The sequence below is a fragment of the Sphingorhabdus sp. genome (genome assembly GCF_050921905.1).
In the GTDB taxonomy this organism is placed as follows: Bacteria; Pseudomonadota; Alphaproteobacteria; order Sphingomonadales; family Sphingomonadaceae; genus Sphingorhabdus_B.
In genome coordinates, this window is record NZ_CP050888.1 from 1 (window position 1) to 24,555 (window position 24,555).

Genomic DNA, 24,555 nt, shown 5'->3' on the forward strand with positions numbered 1-24,555 from the left:
ATGGGGGCAGGCACGTTGGCCGAAGGCAATTCAGTATCGCAAAGCAAAATCGGTTTATCAGGAAGCGGACATGACGTTTCTTCGTCGCATGTCCGTTTTGACGCCGATTGGCATAATATCTCCTCCGGCTTGCGTCGCGATTTGGGTGCGCAGGTTTACGGCCAATGGATTCGCTCCATCAGCCTTGGTGACTATTGTGACCTGACTGGCACGTTGGAGCTTTTGCTGCCCTCGGACTTTTCGGCAAGTTGGGTTTCCGACCATTATGCCGACCGCTTGCGCCTTGCATGGTCAAGCACCAATAGCAGCGTCAAGCAGTTGAAAATTCGTACCCGCCCCGGTGCGCCGCGCGTCGAATTGCTCCGCGCTTCCTCCAATGCAGAACGCACGGTTGCACAAGAAACCAATGCGGCACAAGATACACGGTCGGCGCTTGACCCACGCATGACTTTTGCGAATTTCGTCAAGGGCCAAACCAACGTGTTGGCGCTGAGCGCGGCGGAGCGCGTGGCGTCGAAAGACAAGCCATTGTTCAACCCGCTCTATTTACAAGCCGCGACCGGCCAAGGCAAAACGCATCTGATGCATGCCATTGGCCATGCCTATGCTGATGTAAATCCCGACGCACAGATTTTGTATATGTCCGCCGAAAAATTCATGATGGAATTTGTGACCGCAATGCGGCGCAAGGAAGTCATGGAGTTCAAGGCACGTTTGCGTGCTGTTGACGTGCTGCTGATCGACGATATCCAGTTCATCATTGGCAAGGTGTCGACGCAGGAAGAGTTTCTGCATACCATCGATGCCATCATTGGTGCGGGCAAACGCCTGGTGGTGTCCGCTGACCGCGCACCACAAGCGCTTGATGGGGTGGACCAGCGCATATTGTCGCGTCTGTCGATGGGCCTTGTTGCCGACATTCAACCTGCTGATCTGGAATTGCGCCGTTTGATCCTTCAACAGCGCCTCGCCCATATGCCCGAAGCGCAAGTGGGTGAAGATGTGGTCGAGTTTCTTGCCCGCACGATCAGCCGCAATGTCCGCGAACTCGAAGGTGGCTTGAACAAGCTGCTCGCTTATGCCCAATTGACGGGCAAGCCAGTCACGCGGACATTGGCCGAAGAGCAACTCAAGGATATCCTGAGTGCTTGCCGCCGCCGCATCACCATCGACGAAATTCAACGTGCGGTATGCGAATATTATCGCATCGATCGCAGCGAAATGTCTTCGAAGCGCCGTGCGCGTGCCGTTGTGCGCCCGCGTCAAGTCGCCATGTACCTTGCCAAGGTCATGACGCCGCGCAGCTACCCTGAAATCGGACGCAAGTTCGGTGGGCGTGACCACAGTACGGTTATTCACGCCGTTCGGTTGGTCGAAGGGCTTCGGCAACAAGACAGCGACATGGACAATGATGTCCGTGCGTTGCTCCGCCAACTCGAAGCCTGAATCTTCCACCAACGCGAAGCCTTAGTTTTCCACCCCTTTTCAACAGGCTTTCCAGCGCTTATCCCCACGATGTGAGTCGGAAGGACAATGATGGGAAAAAAATGCGCGTCGTGCGGGTCCGCCTAATCCAAGCAAAGCTGCCTTTTGCGCCAGTTGCGGGCAAGCGTTGGAGGCAAAAGCGGCGAAAAAACCGGCAACATCTGCCCCAAATCAGCACATGGCGAATGCCGGTCGCTTTAGTCGTGACTTTATTGGCGCTGGCCGGTGTGTATTTCTGGCTGTTCATCGCTGATGATTTGAAGCGGGATGCGGATACGCTGATAACGCAAGCCGGGGACGCCTCAACCCCCGGCGCACAGATATTCTTCGCGATGACTGAGGTGAATTTACGCGATAGGCCGAGCACTGCGGGCAGCAACATTCTTGGCAAGCTTCCGCGTGGTTCGCAAGTCACCGGGACAATCCAGCCTGGCGCAACCCCTGATGGCCCCTGGCTTCAATTGAAGCGACGGCAATGGCTTTGTCGCACTCACCAACATGTCGGAAAGTCGCCCACCGGTCTTGGTAAAGTCATTGAACGACCAGTCATGGGTTGCAGATGGACTAATCGATGTCTGGGCAACGACCCTGGCAGATAGCAATTTGCTTGACCGGCTGCGCGAGGGCACAAAGCTGACATTATTGGGAACCACGGCAGATAACTTCATTGAGGTGAAGCTTGCCGACGGTCGCTATGGATATCTTGCAGACGCACCGTCGATGTTAAAGCGACTGGGGGGCAAGGCAATTTCCATCGGATTTAATCCTCAGACTTGTGCGTTTTCCGGCGAAATAGGTGCTGAATTTGTTAAGATAGGCACAGAGTTACGCGCGCAATGGCAGGCGTTAGAGGCAAAGGAATTTGCCAGTGAATCTGCCCGTCAAAAGGCCTATGCGGCGGTGGAGGGCAAAAGCAAATATATGCGGCTACGCCGGTCATTTGAAGGCTTGTCGTTGACCGGCCTCGCGCAGCATTATGAATCGCAATCTTTATATTTCGATGATTCACCCGCCAAGGTTATGGACGTATTTCGCGCGCAAGGGTTCGACATCGGACGCGATGGGTTGTTTACCGGGACGGAGCTTTATGCAGGCATCGCCGCCACCCGGGGTGAGGGTGCGGCTTATGGAAAAACCGAACTGGGCTGCGGCGTATAGACCGCCACAACCTTGACCCTAGCGCTTTTCCTCTGGCGCGACGGAAATCCGGACGGTCTCTCCTCCATTGCCGGGGAAGCCTGTGAACATGGCCTCAACCAGATTAGGCACCAGATAGGGAAGTTTGTTCGAACGCGACTTGGCTTCTGCCTTGCCTTCGAACAGACGTTTCCCGTCAATATTGCGGTCAATTTTTAGATCCAGATTGGCGGTGTACACCATGAAGCTGTCAACATCATATGGCCGGTTGAAGCCGCTGTAGAGGAACGGGTCATAATAGCCCACGACATAGCGCGCGCCGCGCCGCGTGCGCACAACATAAGGGCGGTAAAAGCTACCAAAGCCCCAATAAGGATCGTAAAACGGATCCTGACGCACGATGTTGCGTTCCTTGCCTTCATCCACGGCATAATCGAGCGATACGGTCATGTCGGCTGTGCTGCCCGATGACGGCACATACCCAATTTCCTGAAGCTCATTGGCGACCAACGCGGCATATTGGCCAAATTCAATGCCACCTGCGTTGGTGGGATTGGCCGCACGGATCATAAAGGTCTGACCCTGCGGCGCGGGCAGTTCCTGAAAACGCGACACATCGGCGTTAAAGGGCGTTGCGCATGCGCCCAAAGCAAGCAGCGCCAACGGAGCCAGAAAAGTTGCGACCTTTTTCATCAATTCAAATCCCTTCGAAGGCGGCCAGACGGCGTCTTATAGCTAATGTGTCAAAATTAGAATATTTTCGCTGAACTACGGTTGAACGACCATATAACATTATTCAACGCAGCAAGCCAAGCGCGGCATAGGCTGCCTTTAACGTCGGTGCACTCAATTCGCGGGCCTTCGCCGCGCCTTTCGCCAATGCCGCGTCAATCTGTTCATGGTCGTCTTTTAGCGCACTAAAGCGTTCCGAAATGGGACGTAGATGTTCGACCACAATCTCTGCCAGTGCAGGCTTGAATGACCCGAAGCCCCGACCGCCAAAACGCGTCAGCGTATCTTCCACAGTCTCGTTGGCAAAGGCAGCGTAGATGCCAACCAGATTCTTGGCCTCGAGCCTATCTTCAAGACCGGCGGCCTCCGATGGTAACGGCTCTGGGTCGGTCTTGGCCTTCTTGATTTTGCTTAAGATCGTGTCGGCATCGTCGATCAGGTTAATTCGGCTCATGTCGCTTGGGTCGGATTTGGACATTTTGGCGCTACCGTCGCGCAAGCTCATGATGCGCGCCGTAGCTTTGGGAATGATGGGGTCAGGCAAGGTGAAAATCTCTGTGCCCTTGCCAAAATCGGTGTTGAACTTTTGTGCGATGTCGCGGGCAAGCTCCAAATGTTGCTTCTGGTCTTCGCCCACCGGCACATGCGTCGCCTGATACAGCAGCACGTCCGCAGCCTGCAACACCGGGTAGGTAAACAACGCAATGCTTGCGCCTTCGCGGTTCTTGCCGGACTTGTCCTTGAACTGGGTCATCCGGTTGAGCCAACCCATCCGCGCCGTGCCCGTCAGCAGCCATTGCAGCTCCGCATGGGCAGGAACGCGCGCCTGATTGAACAGGATTGCCTTATTGGTATCCAGCCCGCAGGCGAGCAACGCGGCTGCCATCTCGCGGGTGTTTGCTGTCAACTCCTCGGGCACAACTGGCATCGAAATGGCATGCAAATCCGCTAGGAAATACAGGCATTCCATTTCATCCTGCATCTTCACCCAGTTGCGGATCGCGCCCAGATAATTGCCGAGATGAAGGTTGCCAGTTGGCTGAATACCCGAAACGACGCGCATAGAATTTACTCGCTTGCAGAAGCCGCGGGCGCAATTGCACGCCTGCGGAAAAGGGATTTCAATTCGCTGATCCGGTACGCCCCGAACAGCAATATGGCCAGCGCATAGACCGCGCCGCCAGCGCTTACCAAACTAAACAAAACGGTAATGCGCCGCCATAACCCCGTGCCAAGCTGGTCTTCGACAAGTTCATTTCCGAAATAAAGCGCGACGCCCATAATGGCAGCCGCCAAAATTATGCGCCATGCCTTTTGCTTTAACCGCGCATCGACGGCAATATGCCCACGCTTTCGCAAAGTGAACCACAGCAACGCCACGTTGACCCAAGCGGCAATCGCAGTCGCCACGCCGACGCCAATATGCGCCAAGGGCCAGATCAGGATCAGGTTGCCGACAAGGTTGACCAGCATGGACCATAAGGCCAGCCGCAAGGGCGTTTTGGTGTCGCTGCGCGCGTAAAATCCGGGGGTAAGCACCTTGATGAGCACATAGGCCGGCACGCCTGCCGAAAATGCCATCAATACCGCCGCTGTCCCTTTTGTGTCGGCCGGCGTGAATGCGCCATGTTCGAATATGCCATGCACAATCGGGATCGCCGAAACAATCAACGCGACCGTCGCGGGCATCGCGAAGAATAAGGCCAGTTCGACGGCGCGGTTCTGCGTGTCGGATGCGGCTTTGCTATCTGACCCGGATATCTGCCGCGATAGTGCGGGCAAAATAGCTGTACCGATTGCAATCCCAATCAGGCCTAACGGCAACTGGTTCAGGCGGTCGGCATAATAGAGCCACGATACCGATCCTTCGGGCAGGAACCGCGCAGCCAGCGACGTGGAAATTAACAGATTGAACTGGATTGCGCCTTGGCCAATCGCGGCAGGTGCAATCAAGGCCAGCATCAGCTTCACATCGGGCGTCAGGCGCGGCAGTGTCAGTTTAAGATTAACGCCAGCGCGGTGACAGGCCCAGATGAGCCAAAGCAATTGCAGCGCGCCCGACACGGTAACTGCGACCGCTTGCGTGACCGCCGTTTCAACGGGATTATCCCCACGGAAGAAAATCAGCGCAATAATCATGCAGATGTTGAGCAAGATCGGCGCTGCGGCATTGACCCAGAATCGGTTCAGCGAATTCAATATGCCCCCAAGCAATGATACCAATGATATCAGCGCCAGATAGGGAAATGTGATGATCGTTAAGTGCCGTGCCAGCGCGAACTTCTCCGGCCCGCCATTAGGAAAGCCGCCCGTCATAGCCCAGACAATAGGGCCAGCGGCCAGCATCATAAGGGCCGTGAACAGCACCAGGAATGGGAACAGTACCGACAGCACTTGGCTTGCAAAATTGCGCGCGGCGATCAGGCCTTGGTCGGCCTTTTCGCGTTCGGCCTGCGTCATTTTTTTGTTAAACAACGGCACGAATACCGCCGCAAACGCGCCTTCGGCAAAAAGTGCACGAAACAGATTGGGTAAACGCCATGCGATCAGGAATGCGTCGGACGCGAGACCCGCACCGACGAAGCGCGCCATCAACATGTCGCGCACCAGGCCCAAGACGCGGCTGACCAAAGTCAGCCCCCCGATGGTAATGCTGTTTCGAACCAGGCTCATCTGTTCACCTGGTGCCGTCGGCTTCAGGCTTCGCCGGCAGGCTGCGTCTCTGCCATTTGTTGCGCTTGCGAAAGCTGCTGAATGTAGAGCGCGTTGAAGTCGATGGGTTCAAGCACCAGTGGCGGATAGCCGGCATCACGCACAGCGTCCGCAACGATTCGGCGCGCAAATGGGAACATCAAGCGCGGGGCTTCACCGAATAAGAACGGGTGGGCTTGCTCTTCGCTGACATTACGCAGGCCAAACAGAGTTCCATAATCCAGCTCAACGGAGAATTGTACGCCATCGTCAGTCTCTGCCTTGATGGCAAGCCGTAAGGCGACTTCATGCACTTCGTCTGTAATGGCGTTGGCTTGGATGTTGACCTGCACATCAATTTGCGGCGCGCCTTCCCAGTTGAAGCTGTGCGGGGCGTTCGGACTTTCAACCGACAAATCCTTGATATACTGGTTCAACATGCCAACAGCGGGCGCAGTGTCTTCGCCATTTGCTTTTACCTTGTCGGAAACGATAGTGCCTGCTTCGTCGGCCATGATGTGTCGTGCTTTCTTGTTGTTTGCTATAGCCGCAATGATACGACCCCTTTATGGCCGACGCGCCTAGCAGGCGTGCCGTCAAAGGGCAATGATTGTTGCGCTTGTGCTACCGTGCATTTTTCTTTGGGCAAAGCCCTTTGAAACCCGTATCAATAGTGCCTATATGTTTTGATGTGGAAGCATAGCGATTAGTTTTCGCGCCGGGACCATGTTTAGTTTCTAGCCGGATGGAGGCGTTGTGACGTTTACTATTGTTTTGCTCGCTCTTGTTGCAGCTTTCCTGGGCCTTCGCCTTTACGCAGTGCTCGGCAAACGTACCGGACATGAACAAGAACCTGTGGCCCGCCGCCCTATTGAAGCGAATACTCCGCCATTGTTACGGCAGCCATCTGCTGGCGGCGATGCTGCGTCGGCTTTGCCCGCTACTGATCCGTCAAACGTGGATATGGCCGCGCAAAGCGGTATCAAAGCGATTGGTAATGCAGATCGCGGTTTTGATCTCGGCGCGTTCGTAGAGGGGTCAAAAACCGCATATAAAATGGTGCTTGAGGCCTATTGGAAGAACGACAAGGAAGCGCTTCGCTTCCTGTGCGATGATGACGTTTATGCAAGCTTCGCCGAGGCGATTGATGGCCGGGTTGCGCGTGGTGAAACCCTCGAAAACCGCTTGGTCCGCATTGACGAGATTCGCGTTGTCGACGCAAGTTACGATCACCCCATGGCCCGTATCTCTGTGCGCTTTGACGCCGACATTGCCGCTATGGTCAAGGATGCCGATGGAAATGTCATTGGTGGATCGATGACAGATGCGGTGGAGACGCATGATATCTGGACATTCATGCGCGACGTAAAATCGGGCGGCCGTAACTGGAAGCTTGACGAAACCGACTCGGTCTGATTCACCTGGGCGATGAAACGCGCCCTTTTCACTCTCGGTCTATCGGCCCTCACGCTCTCCGCTTGTGCAAGCGGGGGGATGCATCATACTGGCCCCGCAACGTCGTCGGGTTCAACGGTGCCTGCACCGCCAGTTGCGGATATAGCGGCAACGCCTACGCCGTCGCGCGATATCACAACAGCGGCAGGACTGGGCGTATTGCGCGGTCCGCAAATTACCACTTTGCAGGTTGATGCGCGCAAAGCGGCGCTTGCGATGGATAGTTTCAGGACAAGTTGCCCCGGCCTTGTCAGCCGAACCGACAATAGCGGCCTCACCCAAGGGAGCGACTGGATCGCGGCTTGCGACGCCGTCAAAACATGGACCAATGATGCCATTTCCTTTTTTGCAGAGCATATGGATGCGGTGCAGGTCGGCAACGGCAGGGCTTTTGCTACGGGCTATTTTGAACCCGAAATCGCCGGTTGCCGCACGCCGCAAGTTGGATGTGATGTTCCCGTTTATAAGCGCCCATCAGACCTGATTGATGTCGACCTTGGGCAGTTTTCCGATGAACTGAAGGGCCGCAGTATCCGTGGCAAGGTCAGCGGCACGAAATTTGTGCAATATGACGACCGAGCTGCGATTGAAAACGGGGCCTTGGCTGGGCGCGGCCTTGAAATCGCTTATGCGTCCGATGTTGTCGAATTTTTCTTCCTGCAAATTCAGGGGTCGGGCCGGCTGAAACTGCCCGACGGCAATGTGATGCGCATTGGCTATGAAAGCCAAAATGGGCGTGGATATACCGGCATCGGCCGGTTGATGCGGGATCGCGGGCTGATTACCGATGGCTCTATGCAGGGCATTGTCGCCTTTTTGCATGCCAACCCCGAAGAGGGCCGCAAGATCATGCAGGAAAATAAAAGCTATATTTTCTTCCGCGAACTGACCGGCGCGGGTCCCTTGGGCGCGATGGGCTATCCTGTGGTGGGTGAGGCAAGCATTGCGGTGGACGTGAAATTCATCCCGCTGGGCGCGCCGGTATGGCTGTCGATGGACCGCGCAGAACCCAATGGCATTTGGATTGCGCAGGATACGGGCGGCGCCATCAAGGGCGCAAACCGCGTTGATACCTTCTGGGGCGCTGGCGACCGCGCGCGCGTGATTGCGGGCGGCATGGCGGCGCGGGGCACCGCTGCTTATTTTCCTGCCCAAGGCGGCGGTTGCGCGGCTGGGCCTGTAAATCTGGCATGGCGCGGCCTCTCGACAGCACAGAAAAGTCGCTTTGGGGCAGGGTCATTGCGACCGTAAAACCGATGCATGGCGGCAAGCCAAAGCCGGTGCCTGTTACGACTCCGTCGGCGGATAAGGCGGTGCTGGCGAAGTTTTTGAACGCCAAGCCAAAACCTGTCCCTGCCGATACAAAGCCGAAGCATACGTCCGTGCACAGCAAGATTGCACCGGTGCCCTACAATCTTGACGGACATTGGGACAAAAGGATCATGCGGGGTAGCATAGTGCCCGACGTCAGCATCGATCTGCACGACGCGTCCTTGTCGCTGGCCTATAACAGGCTCGATGGTGCGCTGGAGCAGGCGATTGCGCAGCGGATGAAAGTGATATTGCTCGTAACCGGCAAACCGCGCGCGCATGATCGCGCAAGTGGCGAGGGCCGGGGCGCGATTGCGGCGGTTGTCCGCGACTGGTTGGCGGCATCGCGGCATGCGCGGCATATTTCGGCGGTGCGCAACGCCCATCCGCGCCATGGCGGCGCGGGCGCGCTTTACATTATGTTGAAAAGCTAGGCCTAAGCCTGACAAGCATTTTGAGCGTCACGCGCCGGTAAATTCTCGGTCAAGGCGGCCGAAGGTCGGCAATGGCGACCGCTTCGTCCAACTTATGCATCGTTGCGTTGCATAGGCCAAATTCGACCACCGGGCATATTTTGGTCAGGAATCGGGCGTCTGAAGTGCCGCCCGTCGTCGACTGCTTCGGGTGCGAATGCCGACGACTTGCTCCAGCCGCCTATGATATAGCCGCTGAGAACGCGCCAGGAGGCGTCAGGAAGGCCTCTCCGGATATCATGGCTGTCAGCACACCCCCATGGCGCTCAACAAGCTCACGGAGCCTTAAAACAAGCGCATCGCCATTTTGTAGATCGTTGAACCGGATCGACAATCGTGCTTCGGCCTGTGCGGGAATGACATTGGTTGCCTTAGTTGCCGACAATCAGGTCGGTGACCTCGATATTGCTCGCCTGAAACCAATCGGTGCCTGTGTCGAGCGTGATGGCTTCGATCTCGGCCAGAATCGCAATAAGCCTTGGAATTGGGTTGTCCGCCAGATGTGGATACGCGACATGGCCTTGCGTGCCCGCGACGGAAATCCACATGTTCACCGAACCGCGACGGCCGATTTTCATCATGTCGCCCAAGCGGTTGACGCTGGTGGGTTCGCCGACAAGGCAATAATCAGGGATGTTGCCGCGTGCCTGCATATGGGTGATGAGTGCCCGTGTGCCGTGGATGGCCGGCCCTTCTTCGTCGCCCGTGATGATCAGGCTGATCGTGCCTGCATTCTTGGGTATGTCATGCAGCGCAGCAACAAAGGCGGCGATGCTGCCCTTCATATCGACAGCGCCGCGTCCGTGCAGCAAATCGCCCTTAATCTCTGGCACAAACGGGTCGCTAGCCCAGCCATTGCCGGGCGGCACGACATCGACGTGACCAGCAAACGCAAAGTGCTTTCCGCTTGCCGCACGAATGGCGAACAGATTTTCAACAGGCGCGCCATGTGCGGGGTTGGTATCGCCTTCGCCAGACATAAAGCGTTCGACGGTAAAGCCCAGCGGAACAAGCATATCTTCAAGCGCGTCAAAAACCGGGCCAGTGGCAGGTGTGACGCTTTCGCAAGCGATCAGTCGTTGGGCATAAGCCAGTGCAAGGGCATCATTCATTAATCCCAAGCGTTACGGATTAATGCGTGCCAAAACAAGTCAGACGTCTGGCGCACGCAACGCCTTTTTTGTCAGCGCATCATTGCAGAACGCGGGCAAGTGCATTTGACCAGCCAGCCAAGCGGACGTCGCGCGCCTCTGCACCAAGCATCGGTGTAAAACGCGTTACGCCGCCCCGCATGCTGGCCGCATCCTCCAATGTGGGGAATAGTCCGCAACCAACCGCCGCCAGCATGGCTGCGCCAAGTGCCGTCGTTTCGACAAAGGCGGGGCGTTCGACATCAATCGCCAGCATATCCGCGAGGTCCTGCGCCATCCAGTCATTCGCCACCATTCCGCCATCAATGCGCAATTCGGCCCAATCGGCACCATCGGCGGCAAAGGCGGTTTTGAGGTCATAGGTCTGATGCGCCATAGCCTCCAGCGCAGCGCGGGCGACATGCGCTTTTGTGGCCGCAAAGCTCAATCCGCTGATCGTGGCGCGGGCATCGGGACGCCAATGCGGTGCGCCTAGCCCCGAAAGCGCAGGCACGAGGTAAACGCCGCCATTGTCGGGAACGCTGCGCGCCAGCGGCTCGGTTTCGGCGGCAACTGCGATCAGCCCCAGATCATCGCGCAGCCATTGCACAAGGCTGCCCGCAGCAAATACCGACCCTTCCAACGCATAATGACGTTCACCATTCAACTGATACAAAATCGTCGATAGCAAGCGGTGGCGGGACTGGCGCAATGTGGTCCCGGTTTGTGTCAGCACAAACGCGCCGGTGCCAAAGGTCGCCTTTGTCTGCCCGACGGCAAAGCAACCTTGCCCTATGGTTGCGGCTTGCTGATCCCCCGCCATGCCCGAAATGCGGATCGCGCCGCCGAAATGCTCCGGCAAACTCGTGCCAAGGTCGCCTGCGCAATCCGTGATCTCTGGCAATATGTCGCGTGGAACGCCGAACAGGTCCATCAACCCGTCATCCCATCCGCCGCTACCAATCGCCATGAGCGCGGTGCGTGCGGCATTGCTGGCGTCGGTGATATGGCTTCCGCCCGTCAGCCGATAGACAAGGTAGCTTTCAACTGTGCCGACCGCCAGATGCGCGCCCGCGTCCTTCAACTGCGACCAATTTTCGAGCGCCCAACCGATTTTCGATCCCGAAAAATAGGGGTCAAGCAACAATCCGGTCTTCGCCTGAACCACGGGCTCTTCGCCTTGCGCCTTCATCGCGGCGCAAATGTCCGCCGTCCGCCGGTCTTGCCATACAATGGCGGGCGCGAGCGGCTCGCCGGTGCGCTTGTCCCAAAACACCACGGTCTCGCGCTGATTGGTGATGCCAATGCTCGCGATCCGGTCCGCACCTCCTGCCTTGGCCACCATCGCCTGCGCACAGGCAAGCGTCAGGTGCCAGATTTCTTGCGCATCATGTTCGACAAGGCCAGGTTGCGGATAATGCTGCGTTAGCGGGCGCTGGCAACTGTCCACGGCGCTACCGTCCGCTGCAAACAATACCGCGCGGGTTGATGTCGTGCCTTCGTCAATGACCAATATATACTCGCTCATGCTTCTGCCGCGCGCACTGCGCGTCCCTCCTTGGACAAAATGAATATCGCGCGGTTGCCGAAAATGAGGCGGTTGACCGCAAGCGCCACCAGCACCGAACTAACCAGCACAAAGACCATGACGTCAATATAATGCAACCAAGGCAGACCAAAATGCTGATAAAATGTCTCGCCCACATACAGCGTGTCGGGACGGTAGAGTATGAAATTGTGCAGCGCATAAATGCCAACACCGTAAACGAGCCCGACTATCGCCGCCCGCGCATCGACATTGCGGAACAGCAGTCCGGCGATAAAGGCAGACAAGATCGGCATCGACAACAGGCCGTTTAGTTCCTGCAGCAAGTTGATGATGCTGCTCGCCCCAGAATAAAGCGGCACAAGCGCAATCGCGACGATGCTTGCGCCAATGCCGACCACGCGGTTCAGCGTGATTGCGCTGGTCTTTTGATTGATAAATTTGCGATGGAAATCGACCGTGTAGAGCGTGATCGTCGCGTTAAGAACCGCCGAAAAAGTTGTGAGCACAGCCGCTGCAATCATCGCGGCGAACATGCCGCTGGTCCAACTGGGCAATACTTGGGCGACCACCATGCCATAGGCCCGATCGCCGACATCGCCGAACAATTTGAAGGCGACGACGCCGGGGATGACGACAATCGGCGGGATGATGAGCACGCGAACAATCGCGGCGGCCATGACCCCTTTTTGTGCCTCGCGCACCGTCGGCGCGGCTAATGCCTTTTGCGTGATATTCTGATTGGTGGACCAATAAAATATCTGAATGAAAATCATTCCTGTAAACAAAGTATGAAACGGAATGGGCGAATCCAAGCTACCGATCATCGATATCCGTTCGGCCGGAACGCCGGTAAACAGGTCGAAATTGACCGCTGCCAAGGCCAAAATCACCACCGCCAGAGCCAGCCCCAATATGCCGACGCCGCTATAGGTATCGAGCACTGCGACCGCGCGCAGCCCGCCCAATATCGCATAAGCCGCGCCAACGACCGCAAAGATGCTCGCGATGACGATGACGGGCATTTCGGTGCCAAATAGCGACTGCATGAACAACGACCCGCTATAGATGACGGCGGGCAAATAGATGAAGACATTGCCGATGAGGAACAGCGCCGAAATGGCGGTGCGAATGCTCCCGCCATTATATCTTTTTTCCAACAGTTCCGTCACCGTCGTGCAATTGTTACGATAGTAAATGGGCACAAAGACAAAGGCCAAGATCAGCAACCCGACAAACCCCGCCAGTTCCCACCATGCGAGCAACAGCATTTGACTGCCGTTCATACCCACCAATTGATCGGTGGAAAGATTGGTGAGCGTAATCGCGCCCGCCACGAAGAACCAGTTCAGCCCGCCGCCTGCCAGAAATATGTCTTTGTCGGTTTTGCTCTGGTCGCCATCGGCGTGATTTTTCCCGCGCACCTTGGCCCAAGTGAACACAGCAATGAGGACCATAAGGCCCACAAAAATACCGAATTGAACGGCCGATTGATTGGCTTCGAACATCGCAATCCCCCTTATTCTTTTATGCGTCAAATTGCTCTGCGCTTTTGTTGGTTGCGAAACTATAGCATGTGTTTGAAAAGGCAACGCGTCTGATGCGCGCGATTGTTGCAACTGCGCCCGAGGGAGAAAATATTTTGCGCCACATGCGTTTTGATGCGCCAGATAGCTGCTTGATATTGGCCTGCGCCAAGGGTGCGCCTTTGTCGGTGTTATATTGGGGTGCCGCCTTGCCCTTGGGCGTGGATGGTGCCGATTTGGAGCGGCTGTCCGAACGGCAAGGGATGCACGGCGTGGCGGATATGTCCTTGCCTTTGTCCTTGGCGATGGAGCCGGGGCTTGGCCATCCGATGTTTCATGGCTTTGCCGCGCATCGGGCGGGCAAGGATTGGGGCAGTATATTTGCCGTCGCCAAGGTCGAACCGCGCGACCACGGCGCTAAGGTCATTTGCCGTGACGAACGCACGCGGCTTGGGTTGGAATATGAGATTGATTTTGATGGCAATAGTGGCGTGCTGCGCATCCGGTCAACATTGACCAATTATGGGGCAACGCTGCTTGATCTAAACGACATGATGACCGCGTGCCTGCCCGTGCCGGACACGATGACCGATATTATCGGCTTTACGGGACGTTGGACGCAGGAGTTTACGCAAGGGCGGGTGGCGCGCAATGCAGCAACCTATCTGCGCGAGAACCGCAGCGGGCGGACGTCGCATTTCAGCTACCCCGCTATCTTGCTGGCCACCGCCGACACCCATGAAAGCGCGGGCGAGGCCTATGGCTTTCATCTGGCGTTCAGCGGCAATCATCGCCTGCGCGTAGACTCACTCACCGATGGGCGGGTGTTGACCAGCCTTGGGGCGTTGCTTTTACCCGGCGAAGTGCGGCTCGCGCCGGGGGAGATTTATGCAAGTCCTCAGATTGTCGCGGCTTATAGTGGCGCGGGACTCAGCGCGCTCAGCCGCAAATTCCACGAATATGTGCGGACAAAATTGCTGCGGCCTGAAACGCGGGCCAAGCCCCGTCCGGTGCATTACAACACTTGGGAGGCGGTATATTTTGACCATGATATCAATAAGTTGAAAGAGCTCGCGACCCGCGCTGCGGCGATCGGTGTGGAACGGTTTGTCTTGGATGATGGCTGGTTTGGTGGCCGCCGCCATGACCAAGCGGGGCTGGGCGATTGGACCGTATCGCGGGACGTTTATCCCGATGGGCTTGGTCCGTTGGTCGATCATGTCACGGGCCTTGGCATGGAATTCGGGCTGTGGTTCGAGCCCGAAATGGTCAACGCCGACAGCGACCTGTATCGCGCGCATCCCGATTGGGTATTGGGCCTGGAAGGCGTCGAACACGTGCCGTTCCGGTCGCAATTGGCGCTGGATATCAGCCGACCAGAAGTCGCCGATTATCTGTTCCATGCCATTGACGCGATGTTGCGCGATCATGACATAAGCTACATCAAATGGGACAACAACCGCGACCTTAGCCATCCCGGCGGGCAAGGCGGCACAGCGCGTGCTTTTGCCCAAGTTCAGGCGCTTTACACTTTGCTTGACCGTATCCGCAGCGCGCATCCGCAGGTTGAAATTGAAAGCTGTTCCTCCGGTGGCGCACGCGCCGATATGGGCGTTTTGGCGCATAGCGACCGTGTGTGGACGTCCGACAGCAATGACGCGCTAGACCGCCAAGTAATCCAACGCGGGGCCAGCTTTTCCCTGCCTCTCGAAGTGTTAGGTTGTCATATAGGGCCCGCAAAATGTCATGTGACGGGACGGCGGCTATCGATGGAAATGCGCGCGGCGACGGCATTTATGGGGCATATGGGGCTTGAGCTGAATTTGCTGACCGAGCGGGCGGCGGACCTTGATATGCTCAAAAACGCCATAGATTTGCATAAAAAACACCGTGCTTTGCTACATACAGGCGACCTTTATCGTTTGGACAGCGCGCCGCAGTTGATCGCCAGCGGCGTCGTTGCGCGCGATAAATCCGAAGCAATCTATGCGCTCGCTTATGTCGCCAGCGATGCAAAGGTTCTGCCGGGCCGTTTGAAGTTCGCGGGTCTTGATCCGGAGCGCCAATATCGGCTCCAACTCATTTGGCCAACCAATTGGCAGGCGGTGAAAGGACCGTCGGCGATTGAAACGCTGAACCTGACCGGCAAGGGCGCAATATTCAGCGGCGCGGCATTGATGCAACATGGGTTGCAATTGCCGCATGCCTATCCCGAAACCTGCTTGCTGTTTCACGTCGCCGCCATCTGAAGCGCTTCAACGCGGTCGCGCCAATGATCATCTGCGTCAGTCGAAGTTTTAGTGGGGCCATTGGCTTACATAGGCCCCACTGCGCCCCATATCCGGCATTGGGTCAGGACCACTTAAATCCACCTTCGCGGCGTCAAAATGGCAAAGATGTCGGAATTAAGTGCACTGTCACGGTAATTCACGGTAATTCAACTCAACAGTGCGCCGTCCACAACATCATCGTAATTCCAAGAACAACCGCTGCGAGCGCACGTCGATGATACCTCCATCGCGCGTCAGTATGTCCTGGCCGATAACGCCGTCGATGGTCACCCCGGCAGCTTGCTGGATAGCAGTGACTACATAGCCCAGGTCCGTGACTGAAATTTCTGGCTGCGGAACGGCGACGGTACCGAGACTCAAACTCCGTATCGGAACCGTTTGCAGCGAGATTTGCCCGCCAGCACCCGTTCCGGTGATCGAGGCACCCGTTTCGGTAAGGCCGAATTTGTTGCGGTTGGCGCTGTGTACGACAGACGCCCCTGCGCCGGAATCGAGAACAAAATTGCCCCTCACACCATTGAGTGTTACCTCAATCGTTTCATGGCCTGTGCGCAATTTCGTCAGGGCAACCACCTTATATCCGTTCGCAAGAAGCGTCTGTTCGAGCGAGAATTCCGGATGGTTTGGTTCTGGTTGCTGTGCTTCAGCGTGAGGAGGTGTCACCAACAGGACCCACGCAACCAGCACCATCATCGCGACACGCATAACATCTCCTTAGATCATCAAAAGTAGTCTTTTATTATAGCTCTCCTTCTGTCGGCGCAAGGCCAATTACGAATTACGGAATTACGCTGACAGTGCACTAAATTATTGTACGCTGCAGGAATTCCGGTGATAGGTGCGTCATCCCCCGAAATAATCTTGCTGCGGTGCATATTGCGAAATTAAGCCCCTCCCCTTCAGGCGTGGAGGGACCAGTCCCCCTCCACGGGGTTGGGGTGGGGCATAAAGGTTTGCGCAACGCCGACAGCCCCCCCCTTCCCCTCCCCTGAAGGGGAGGGGTGATTTAGGGAATTGCGGTAACTTGTGCCTTATCCCCGAGATAGCTGTGTACTATGACGGATCGGGCCGACCTCTTCTTCGCGCCTCTGCGCTCTCTGCGGCTGGCCTCTGGCCGTCTTCGACTCCTGCGTGAGATTATATTGGCGCAGGGTTTCGACCGGGCATGACCGCGAGATTGCGCCAACCGGCGGGTGCCCCCCAATCTGCTTCGCATGGTCCCGCTGTTGCTCCGCAACACCTGCGGCTCCCCCGTGCCGGGGAGGAGCTATTTCGAACCACGGTGACAGTGCACTAAATTATCAGAAACGCCCGCACATCGGCCATGAAACGGTCGAACTGGTCATGATGTAACCAATGGCCGGCATTTTCATATTCCACGACCTTTGCCGTCGGGAAATGCGCGAGACGACCGTCCTTTTCGGGGTTGGAGGCCCAGCTATTCGCGCCATACATCAGCAACATCGGGCAGGTGATCGACTGCCAAATGGCCAATAAATCCTCACGCGGCATATCAAAGATCGCCCAGATATTGAGGTAATTGTCGAACTTCCAGCTCCAGCTTCCATCCTCGTTGCGGCTGATACCGTGCACCGTCAAATGCCGCGCTTGTTCGTCGGTTAAATAGCTGTTTTCGACCTTCATCCGTTCATAAGCGGCTTCGATATTGGGATAACGCTTTGGCGTGCGACCGGCGGCGTTGCGCTTGTCCTCGATCCACTGGCGGAAACGGTTTTGAATGCCGATGGCATCGCGCTCGGCCTGCATCTTTGGGGACAGGCCGAGTCCTTCGATGTTGACCATTTTGCGGACATTTTCGGGGAAGAGGCCGGCATAGCGGGTCGCGATATTGCCGCCCATTGAATGCGCAATGATGCTGACGGGGGCAAGGTTGAGCTGATGGATCAATTGCGCCATGTCATAGACAAAACCCGACATTTCATAGCTGCCATCGGGCGACCAGGCGCTGTCGCCATGGCCCCTTAAGTCGGGGGCAATGATATGCCAGTCGTGGCGCAATTCCTCGGCCACCCAATCCCAGCTGCGCGCATGATCGCGGCCGCCATGGACCAAGAGCAAGGGCGGCGCGTCGGGGTTGCCCCAGTCGACATAATTTAGCCGAAGGCGTTGCGAGATAAAGCTGTTGGTGATGGGGCCATGTAAAGTCATTCTGCGGCCAGTAATTGCTCTGCGCCCCCAAGGTCAACCGATACTAGTCGGCTGATGCCCTGTTCAACCATGGTCACGCCGAACAAACGGTGCATCCGGCTCATCGTCACGGCATTGTGGGTGACGATTAAATAGCGTGTCTCCGTTTCCTGCGTCATGGCGTCGAGCAAATCGCAAAAGCGTTCGATATTGGCGTCGTCCAAAGGCGCGTCAACTTCGTCGAGGACGCAAATCGGCGCGGGGTTCGTCAAGAATAGCCCAAAGATGAGCGCGACCGCCGTGAGCGCCTGCTCACCGCCCGATAGAAGCGTGAGCGACTGCAGTTTCTTGCCCGGCGGTTGCGCGAAAATTTCGAGGCCAGCCTCCAACGGATCATCGCTGTCGATCAACGCCAGATGCGCTTGCCCGCCATTGAACAGGGTCGAAAACAGGCGGCGAAAATGGCCGTCTACCGCCTCAAAAGCGGTCAGCAACCGCGCGCGGCCTTCGCGGTTCAAGCTACCGATGGAACCGCGCAAGCGGTTGATGGCGAGGGTTAGCTCTTCGCTTTCGGCAAGGCCACTGCCTTGCTGCATTTCCAGTTCAGCCAGCTCGTCGGCGGCGATTAGGTTTACCGGGCCAATGCGTTCGCGTTCGTTTTGCAAGCGGTCGAGGCGGCTGGATTCCACACCCGCATCGTCCATCGCATCTTCATCAAAGTCCCATTTTTCCGGCAGGACTGGCGGTGGGCACTCGAAGCGTTCCCCTGAAATCCGGCCCATTTCGACGCGGCGCTGTTCCTGATTTTCGGCGCGGGCTTCCGCCCCGGCGCGGGTTTCGCGGGCAACAGAAAGCTGCTCGGCTGCTGCTGAATATTCGCTTTCGAGCGCGCGCAGCGTCGTTTCATGCGTCGTTTCGGCGGATTGCAGGCCAGCGAGCTTCTCGGCCAACTGCGCTTTGTCAGCCTGCATAATAGCAATCTCGCGGGCCAGTATTTCCGGCCTTCCCGCGTTGTCTGCTTGCTCAGTAGCAATGTCGGCGCTGCGTTTGTTCATTTCGGCGATCCGGCGTTCGGCTTCGCCGGCGCGTTCCTGCCAACCGCGAATTTCGGCCATCGCCACGGCGCGGCGCTCGCGGCTTTGCGCTATGCGTTGTTCGAGTGCAGACAGGTCCGCCTGATTGCGCACCAGAAGGTCGCGCGTTGCATCATGTGCCGCCGCGAGGTTTTCGACGCGGTCGGCATGATGCGACCCGTCGGGCAGGGCATTTCGTGCCGTCTCGGCCGCTGTGCGCTCCGCTTGCGCCTCGGCCACATCTTGCGCGGCGGCGGCCATCCGGTCGCCAAGCGCCGCCTTTGCAGATTTTAGGCGCGCCAACGCGTCTTCGGCTTGATCGACTGCGCGAAGGGCTTGCCGCAACTGGCCTTCAGTTACCACACGCGCCGCCGCTGCCGCGCGAACCGCGTCCTGCGCCGCTTCAATCTTATCCGTCATCTGCAACAGGCTTTGCGCCTGCGCATCGAGCGCGGCTTGCGCAGGCGCGATGAGCATATCCAATTCGGCCAAACGGTTGGCGCGGACCAGTTGCTCGGCAATCGTCGCGCCATCGCCATCGGTCGCAAAGCCGTCCCAGCGGCGCAACCTGCCTGCCAGCGTCACCAGACGTTCGCCAGGGGCGAGTGCTTGGCCATCGTCGGTCTCGACGACGCGCACCATAGACAATCGCGCGGTAAGCTCTGACGGCGCGTCGACAAAATGGATCAGGGCCGTGTCGGCGACCGTGCCAAGCGCCGCCGCCCCGCCAAGCCAGCGGCGTCCGGTTTCGCCGCCAATGCTGGCGTCCGCATCCTCACCCAGTGCAGCGGCCAAAGCGCGTTCATAGCCTGGCTGGACCGAAATGCGGTCAATCGCCTTGTTGCCTTGGCTTTTGGTCAAGGAACGCTGCAGCGCGCTTTGTTCGGTCAACAACGCCGCCAGTTCCGCCTTGGCACTCGCGATTGCGACTTGGGCAACATCGCGGGCGGAAGTCAGTTCAGCGCGCTGCGCCTCGGCGGCTTCATGCGCATGGCTGTCCGCTTGCAATTGTGTCTGCAAGGTTTGCACGTCCGCGTCGGCTTGGCTTTTGGATGCGGTATATTCTGCCTCGTCCCCCAAGGCATCGCGTTCGGACATGATCCGCGCGCAGGCCTGCTCAGCCCGAACTACACGCGTTGTTGCCGCCGCCAGCGCAGCATCGGCCACGCGCAATTCGGCATCCGCGCGCGCTTGCTCTGCCGATGCATTGGCCAATGCTATTTCGCTCTCACGCGCCTGCCGTTCGGCATTTTCCGCCGTGCGCAGCAGGGCAGGGCGCTCCTCCTCTTGCGCTTTAATCTCGTCGGCCAGCTTGCCGCTTTCTGTCTGCAACCGGGCGAGTGCGTCTGCCGCATCATGGGTCAGCTTGCCCTCGCGTGCGCCATCCTCGGCCATGCGCGCCGCTTGCGCCGCCAGGTCGGATTGGCGCTGGATTATGCGTTCATGTTCGCCCGTCAGTTGCACGAGCTTGTTCGACAGTTCGCTGGCCGCATCGCGCGCCGCCATGGCCACTGCCCGCGCATCGGCCAGTTGTCGCACCGCTTCCTGCTGCTTTTCGGTGAGGACGCGCTGAGCGACGGCGGCGTCCTCAACGGCTTTAGCGGCTGTGTTGGCCTCGGCGCGGGCTTCATCTGCCGCTGCCTTGGCCTCACGCCAGCGGACAAAGATCAAACGGGCTTCTGCCTGCAAAATGTCTTTGGTCAGCGTGCGATAGCGTTCGGCTTGCTTGGCTTGGCGGCGTAATTGGCCTGCGCGCGCGTCCATATCGGCAAGGATGGTCGCCAGCCGCGCCAAATTACTTTCGGCGGCGCGCAGCTTTTGTTCGGCATCCTTGCGCCGGACATGCAAGCCGGAGATTCCAGCCGCTTCCTCCAGCATCTGCCGGCGCTCCTGCGGTTTGGCCGAGATGATTGCGCCAATGCGGCCTTGGCTCACCAAAGCAGGGGAATGCGCGCCCGTTGCGGCGTCGGCGAAGATAAGCGCCACATCCTTGGCGCGGACGTCGCGGCCATTGGACCGATAGGCGGAGCCAGCCCCGCGTTCGATCCGGCGGGTGACTTCCAATTCTTCGTCGCTGTCACTGTCGGCGCTGTCGTCGCTGCGTTCGGCTAATATCGTGACTTCAGCAAAATCGCGCGGCGGGCGGGACGCGGTTCCGGCGAAGATCACATCTTCCATGCCTGCGCCGCGCATTGATTTGGCGCTGCTTTCCCCCATCACCCAACGGATGGCCTCTAACAGGTTGGATTTGCCGCAGCCATTTGGCCCGACAATGCCGGTGAGCCCGCTCTCGATCCGCAGTTCAGCGGGCTCGACAAAGCTTTTGAAGCCGACAAGTTTCAGCTTCTTTATCCGCAAGGGGCGGGCCCCGTTGCGGTTAAAGCTATGCCTTGGCCCCCCCGCGCCATATTCAGCGTGCGCCGGCCTCGACCAGCTTGTTTTTCACCTGCACCCAAGAACTGGCGTCAAGCTTCGCGCCATTCAGCAGGAAGAATGGCGTACCAGCGACCTTGTCTTCTTTCGTGCCGCGCTCGGTTGTTTTGATAAGCGCGTCAATCGCATTTTTGTCAGACAAGCACGCTTTAGCTTGGTCTTCGCTAATGCCACGCGACTTCACAAATTCGATCAGCCCCATTTTCGTGCCAAGCAAAGTTGCGATCTGTTCGGGCGACATTTTCTGCATCGCTAACTGGTCCGCCTCGGTCACTGTGCTGATTTTACTGAGCCATGACGCCTGTTCGGCATAGAGCTGGTCGGTCAGCGGGAAGAACGCCTCCGGGCCGCTGCATTGGGCCAAGAGGAAGCCGGGGATGTCTTGAATACCATGGACCAAGAATGGCCGGAATTCCATCGAGACGGTGCCGTCATTAACCAGCTTGTGCAATTCCTCGGTCGACTGCATCGAAAATTGCGCACATCCGGGGCACGTAATAGCGCCATATTCGACCAGTTTCAATTTCGCATTGGGGTTGCCCATTTGATAGCCGCCAAATTCGGTTTTGGTGACAACATCGACCCACGCCTTATCCGCAGGGGCGGCAACCTTGGCCAGCGGTTCGCCTTTTGGTGCGCCAGCCGTATCTGCTCCGCCGCAAGCGGCGAGCGCCATGGCGGCGGCAGTTGTCAAAATGAATGTCTTGATACGCATATGCTATCCTTCTGTCTGGCCTTCTGCCTGGAATCTCGGTTTACTTCATGACCGCCTGTAATTCGGCAGCATTATGGATGTGGTCTTGCAAAACGCCATTGACCAAAAATGCTGGCGTGCCGCGCACACCAAGCGCGGAGCCTGATTCTGTCATACCAATAACGGCATTAAATGCCAATTTGTTGGCCAAGCAGGTTTTTGCCTGTGCAGGTGTGATCCCGCGTTGTTGCATGATGGGGCCAAGGCCGATTTCGTCAAAGGTGCCGATCATGAACCCGGTATAATCTTCGGCTTTCAATTTATCGCGTGTAGCCGCGCTAATGTTCTTGGTATTGCCAGACCAGATGGCTTGAGTTGCGAGCAAATGCCGCTGGTTGCCGAAGAATTTTCCTTTACCGCCGCAGCGCGCCAACATGGCCGCAGTCAGATCGACGGGATTGAGCACCATGTTACGAATTTCGAGGCTGGCCTTGCCGGTGGCTACAAATTTTGCCTTGAACGCAGGTGCTTCCTTCACTTCAAATTCTGCGCAATGCCCGCATGTGTAGCTCAAATATTCGACCACTTTGTTGGGCGCAGCCGGGTTGCCGAGGATATAAGCGCCTTTGTCCGTGACCGTCACGGTCGAAAGCCATTTGCTTGGTGTAGGCGCGGCAACGAGCGCGGTCGAGAGCGCCATTACGCCCACCAAAACTGCGCCCAGATATTTTTTCATAGGTGACATTCCGCTGGACCTTATACTTCGAACTTTATCTTGCGCATTTGGTGTCACGCGCCGCCTTTGGCAAGGCTTTTTGCGAGGCTTTCGAGGACGGCAAAAAGCTCTGGATCGCCAATTTCACGCAAGGATTCGCCCAATTCCATCGGCACAGGTTTCAGCATGGGCGCTGCGGTGGGTTGGCGGACATTTGGCTTGGCGACGGGCCCTTGGCGGACTTTGACCCGCGCCACGGCCCCGTAACCAAAAAAGCGGTTCACGCGCTCAATGATTTCGGGAAGCACATGCTGGATCATAGAGGCGTGCGCGCCCTCCACGGTGAGTTCAAGTGTGCCGTCGGATTTCTTGCCAATGGGAAAGCGGATAGCCTCCGGCGCGGACACAGCGGCATAGCGCGCGCCGACGATTTCGTCCCAACGGCTCACGACAGAGCTTTGCACGAAGCCGAATTTCCGAAACGCGGCACGGCCGATATCGGGCATCAGCGACGACACAGACTTCGCCTCGCCACCGCGCGGGCGCTGAAATGTTTTGGGCGTCAGCGCCTTTTTGGTGCCTTTTGGCGGTGGTGGTGACTTGCCTTTATCCATCCCGTCATTCATGCCATTTTTCATGCCAGCCGTCCAACAAGCCATCGATAAATCTGGGGATATCGCGCAGGCCTTGCTCACGCATTACAACGCGCATGCACGGACCCTGCCTTGGCGCACGCCGCCGGGTCAGGGATTTGCCAATCCCTATCATGTGTGGCTGTCGGAAATCATGTTGCAGCAGACAACGGTCGCAGCGGTGGGTGCCTATTTCCAAAAATTCACGCAAACATGGCCGAATTTTGCGACTTTGGCGGCGGCGGATGATGCGGATGTTATGGCGGCATGGGCTGGCCTTGGCTATTATGCCCGCGCGCGCAATTTGCTGAAATGCGCGCGGGTGGTTGTGGCGGAATATGAAGGTCGTTTGCCGCAGACCGAGGCGGCGTTGCTGAAACTGCCCGGCATCGGTCCTTATACCGCCGCCGCCATCGCCGCGATTGCGTTCGGGCAACGAGCGGTGGTGGTAGATGCCAATGTCGAGCGCGTGGTATCGCGGCTATTTGCGATCTCTACGCCCCTACCGCAGTCAAAGCCGCTGATTCGTGCGGCGATGGACAGCATCACGCCCGACACCCAAGCTGGCGACTTTGCGCAGGCGATGATGGATTTGGGGGCAGGCATATGTTCGGTGCGCGCGCCGTCTTGTCCGGCTTGCCCGCTTGCCTTTGCCTGCGATGCCATGCGTTTGGGCAATCCGGAAGCCTATCCGGCCAAAACGCCCAAGGCCGCCAAGCCGCAACGCACAGGGAATGCATATTGGATCGAGCGGGACGGACAAGTCTGGTTGGTGCGCCGCGAGGACAAGGGCCTTTTGGCAGGTATGCGCGCCTTACCCGATGATCAATGGACCGCACGATTGGATGGCCATGCGACGCCCCCTGCGCCAGCCAATTGGCACAAATTGCCCGTGCAGGTGTCGCATGTTTTTACCCATTTTTCGCTTCTTCTCGACATTGCCGTTACGGCATGGCCCGCGGGCGCTGACGACCCTGGCGACGGCATATGGTGGCCATTAAAATCGCTCGACAAGGCCGGTCTGCCAACCCTATTCAGAAAAGCAATAGAGGCGGTTTTGAACGCAGGGGAAAGAGTATGAAT

At 57.5% G+C, this 24,555-nt stretch carries 18 protein-coding genes and 2 pseudogenes; 7 read left to right on the plus strand and 13 right to left on the minus strand.

Annotated elements, in window-relative coordinates; genetic code table 11:
- Positions 1-1,446 carry a chromosomal replication initiator protein DnaA gene (gene dnaA / locus HEQ18_RS00005; protein WP_397606224.1) on the plus strand — a complete coding sequence of 482 codons (1,446 nt, stop codon included), beginning with the start codon at positions 1-3 and terminating at the stop codon, positions 1,444-1,446.
- A gap of 573 nt (positions 1,447-2,019) precedes the next feature.
- A complete protein-coding gene (locus HEQ18_RS00010; RefSeq protein WP_432815027.1) occupies positions 2,020-2,643 on the plus strand; it encodes an SH3 domain-containing protein in 624 nt (207 codons plus the stop codon).
- Between the two features lie 18 nt (positions 2,644-2,661).
- On the opposite strand, the gene HEQ18_RS00015 is transcribed toward HEQ18_RS00010, so the two are convergent.
- The 4 genes from HEQ18_RS00015 to secB form a co-directional block, all read right to left on the minus strand.
- The gene (locus HEQ18_RS00015) at positions 2,662-3,315 is read right to left on the minus strand and encodes a DUF4136 domain-containing protein (RefSeq protein WP_397604655.1); all 654 of its coding nucleotides are present in this window, start codon (positions 3,313-3,315) and stop codon (positions 2,662-2,664) included.
- A gap of 103 nt (positions 3,316-3,418) precedes the next feature.
- Positions 3,419-4,417 (minus strand): tryptophan--tRNA ligase, encoded by a 999-nt coding sequence (trpS, locus tag HEQ18_RS00020; RefSeq protein WP_432815028.1) that lies wholly within the window; start codon positions 4,415-4,417, stop codon positions 3,419-3,421.
- Between the two features lie 5 nt (positions 4,418-4,422).
- Complete coding sequence (murJ, locus tag HEQ18_RS00025; protein ID WP_432815029.1) at positions 4,423-6,027, minus strand: murein biosynthesis integral membrane protein MurJ; 1,605 nt, start codon at positions 6,025-6,027, stop codon at positions 4,423-4,425.
- 23 nt (positions 6,028-6,050) lie between these two features.
- Positions 6,051-6,560: a protein-export chaperone SecB gene (secB, locus tag HEQ18_RS00030; protein ID WP_432815030.1), complete on the minus strand. Its 510-nt coding sequence runs from the start codon at positions 6,558-6,560 to the stop codon at positions 6,051-6,053.
- 241 nt (positions 6,561-6,801) lie between these two features.
- On the opposite strand from secB, the gene HEQ18_RS00035 reads away from it, so the two are divergent.
- The 3 genes and pseudogenes from HEQ18_RS00035 (at position 6,802) to HEQ18_RS00045 (ending at position 9,245) form a co-directional block, all read left to right on the plus strand.
- Positions 6,802-7,461, plus strand: a complete 660-nt coding sequence (locus HEQ18_RS00035) for a Tim44/TimA family putative adaptor protein (RefSeq protein WP_432815031.1) — start codon at positions 6,802-6,804, stop codon at positions 7,459-7,461.
- A gap of 12 nt (positions 7,462-7,473) precedes the next feature.
- Positions 7,474-8,683 (plus strand): annotated as a pseudogene (mltA, locus tag HEQ18_RS00040) (murein transglycosylase A).
- Positions 8,684-8,690: 7 nt separating this feature from the next.
- Positions 8,691-9,245 (plus strand): Smr/MutS family protein, encoded by a 555-nt coding sequence (locus tag HEQ18_RS00045; protein WP_432815032.1) that lies wholly within the window; start codon positions 8,691-8,693, stop codon positions 9,243-9,245.
- 49 nt (positions 9,246-9,294) lie between these two features.
- On the opposite strand, the pseudogene dapE reads toward HEQ18_RS00045, so the two are convergent.
- The 3 genes and pseudogenes from dapE to HEQ18_RS00060 all read right to left on the minus strand — a co-directional run bounded on the left by dapE (position 9,295) and on the right by HEQ18_RS00060 (position 13,468).
- Positions 9,295-10,396: pseudogene (dapE, locus tag HEQ18_RS00050) on the minus strand (succinyl-diaminopimelate desuccinylase).
- 79 nt (positions 10,397-10,475) lie between these two features.
- A complete protein-coding gene (locus HEQ18_RS00055; protein WP_432815033.1) occupies positions 10,476-11,942 on the minus strand; it encodes a glycerol kinase in 1,467 nt (488 codons plus the stop codon).
- A complete protein-coding gene (locus HEQ18_RS00060; protein WP_432815034.1) occupies positions 11,939-13,468 on the minus strand; it encodes an SLC5 family protein in 1,530 nt (509 codons plus the stop codon). Before HEQ18_RS00060 ends, HEQ18_RS00055 begins: the two co-directional genes overlap by 4 nt.
- Before the next feature lie 92 nt (positions 13,469-13,560).
- Here HEQ18_RS00060 and HEQ18_RS00065 point away from each other — a divergent pair, with 92 nt between their 5' ends.
- Entirely contained in the window at positions 13,561-15,735 is a 2,175-nt protein-coding gene (locus tag HEQ18_RS00065) for an alpha-galactosidase (RefSeq protein ID WP_432815035.1), read from the plus strand.
- A 216-nt stretch (positions 15,736-15,951) separates the two neighbouring features.
- Here the strand turns inward: HEQ18_RS00065 and HEQ18_RS00070 are convergent, their stop codons facing one another.
- The 6 genes from HEQ18_RS00070 to HEQ18_RS00095 form a co-directional block, all read right to left on the minus strand.
- Positions 15,952-16,482: a retropepsin-like aspartic protease gene (locus tag HEQ18_RS00070; RefSeq protein ID WP_432815036.1), complete on the minus strand. Its 531-nt coding sequence runs from the start codon at positions 16,480-16,482 to the stop codon at positions 15,952-15,954.
- A gap of 588 nt (positions 16,483-17,070) precedes the next feature.
- Positions 17,071-17,946, minus strand: coding sequence for an alpha/beta fold hydrolase (locus HEQ18_RS00075; RefSeq protein WP_432815037.1), 876 nt, complete (start codon positions 17,944-17,946; stop codon positions 17,071-17,073).
- Complete coding sequence (locus HEQ18_RS00080) at positions 17,943-21,356, minus strand: AAA family ATPase (RefSeq protein WP_432815038.1); 3,414 nt, start codon at positions 21,354-21,356, stop codon at positions 17,943-17,945. Before HEQ18_RS00080 ends, HEQ18_RS00075 begins: the two co-directional genes overlap by 4 nt.
- Positions 21,357-21,408: 52 nt before the next feature.
- Entirely contained in the window at positions 21,409-22,146 is a 738-nt protein-coding gene (locus tag HEQ18_RS00085; RefSeq protein WP_432815039.1) for a DsbA family protein, read from the minus strand.
- Between the two features lie 40 nt (positions 22,147-22,186).
- Complete coding sequence (locus HEQ18_RS00090) at positions 22,187-22,861, minus strand: thioredoxin domain-containing protein (RefSeq protein WP_432815040.1); 675 nt, start codon at positions 22,859-22,861, stop codon at positions 22,187-22,189.
- A 53-nt stretch (positions 22,862-22,914) separates the two neighbouring features.
- On the minus strand, positions 22,915-23,478 hold the full coding sequence (locus tag HEQ18_RS00095) for a DUF721 domain-containing protein (protein WP_432815041.1): 564 nt from the start codon (positions 23,476-23,478) through the stop codon (positions 22,915-22,917).
- On the opposite strand from HEQ18_RS00095, the gene HEQ18_RS00100 reads away from it, so the two are divergent.
- On the plus strand, positions 23,477-24,553 hold the full coding sequence (locus HEQ18_RS00100; RefSeq protein ID WP_432815042.1) for an A/G-specific adenine glycosylase: 1,077 nt from the start codon (positions 23,477-23,479) through the stop codon (positions 24,551-24,553). The genes HEQ18_RS00095 and HEQ18_RS00100 overlap by 2 nt on opposite strands.
- The last annotated feature ends 2 nt before the right edge of the window (positions 24,554-24,555 follow it).

Bases quoted from the DNA above. Each gene is read 5' to 3' on its own strand.
- dnaA (WP_397606224.1), top strand. From the start codon at position 1: ATGGGGGCAGGCACGTTGGCCGAAGGCAATTCAGTATCGCAAAGCAAA.
- HEQ18_RS00015 (WP_397604655.1), bottom strand. From the start codon at position 3,315: ATGAAAAAGGTCGCAACTTTTCTGGCTCCGTTGGCGCTGCTTGCTTTG.
- trpS (WP_432815028.1), bottom strand. From the start codon at position 4,417: ATGCGCGTCGTTTCGGGTATTCAGCCAACTGGCAACCTTCATCTCGGC.
- murJ (WP_432815029.1), bottom strand. From the start codon at position 6,027: ATGAGCCTGGTTCGAAACAGCATTACCATCGGGGGGCTGACTTTGGTC.
- secB (WP_432815030.1), bottom strand. From the start codon at position 6,560: ATGGCCGACGAAGCAGGCACTATCGTTTCCGACAAGGTAAAAGCAAAT.
- HEQ18_RS00045 (WP_432815032.1), top strand. From the start codon at position 8,691: ATGGCGCGGCCTCTCGACAGCACAGAAAAGTCGCTTTGGGGCAGGGTC.
- HEQ18_RS00055 (WP_432815033.1), bottom strand. From the start codon at position 11,942: ATGAGCGAGTATATATTGGTCATTGACGAAGGCACGACATCAACCCGC.
- HEQ18_RS00060 (WP_432815034.1), bottom strand. From the start codon at position 13,468: ATGTTCGAAGCCAATCAATCGGCCGTTCAATTCGGTATTTTTGTGGGC.
- HEQ18_RS00065 (WP_432815035.1), top strand. From the start codon at position 13,561: ATGCGCGCGATTGTTGCAACTGCGCCCGAGGGAGAAAATATTTTGCGC.
- HEQ18_RS00070 (WP_432815036.1), bottom strand. From the start codon at position 16,482: ATGCGTGTCGCGATGATGGTGCTGGTTGCGTGGGTCCTGTTGGTGACA.
- HEQ18_RS00075 (WP_432815037.1), bottom strand. From the start codon at position 17,946: ATGACTTTACATGGCCCCATCACCAACAGCTTTATCTCGCAACGCCTT.
- HEQ18_RS00085 (WP_432815039.1), bottom strand. From the start codon at position 22,146: ATGCGTATCAAGACATTCATTTTGACAACTGCCGCCGCCATGGCGCTC.
- HEQ18_RS00090 (WP_432815040.1), bottom strand. From the start codon at position 22,861: ATGAAAAAATATCTGGGCGCAGTTTTGGTGGGCGTAATGGCGCTCTCG.
- HEQ18_RS00100 (WP_432815042.1), top strand. From the start codon at position 23,477: ATGCCAGCCGTCCAACAAGCCATCGATAAATCTGGGGATATCGCGCAG.
- HEQ18_RS00095 (WP_432815041.1), bottom strand. From the start codon at position 23,478: ATGAAAAATGGCATGAATGACGGGATGGATAAAGGCAAGTCACCACCA.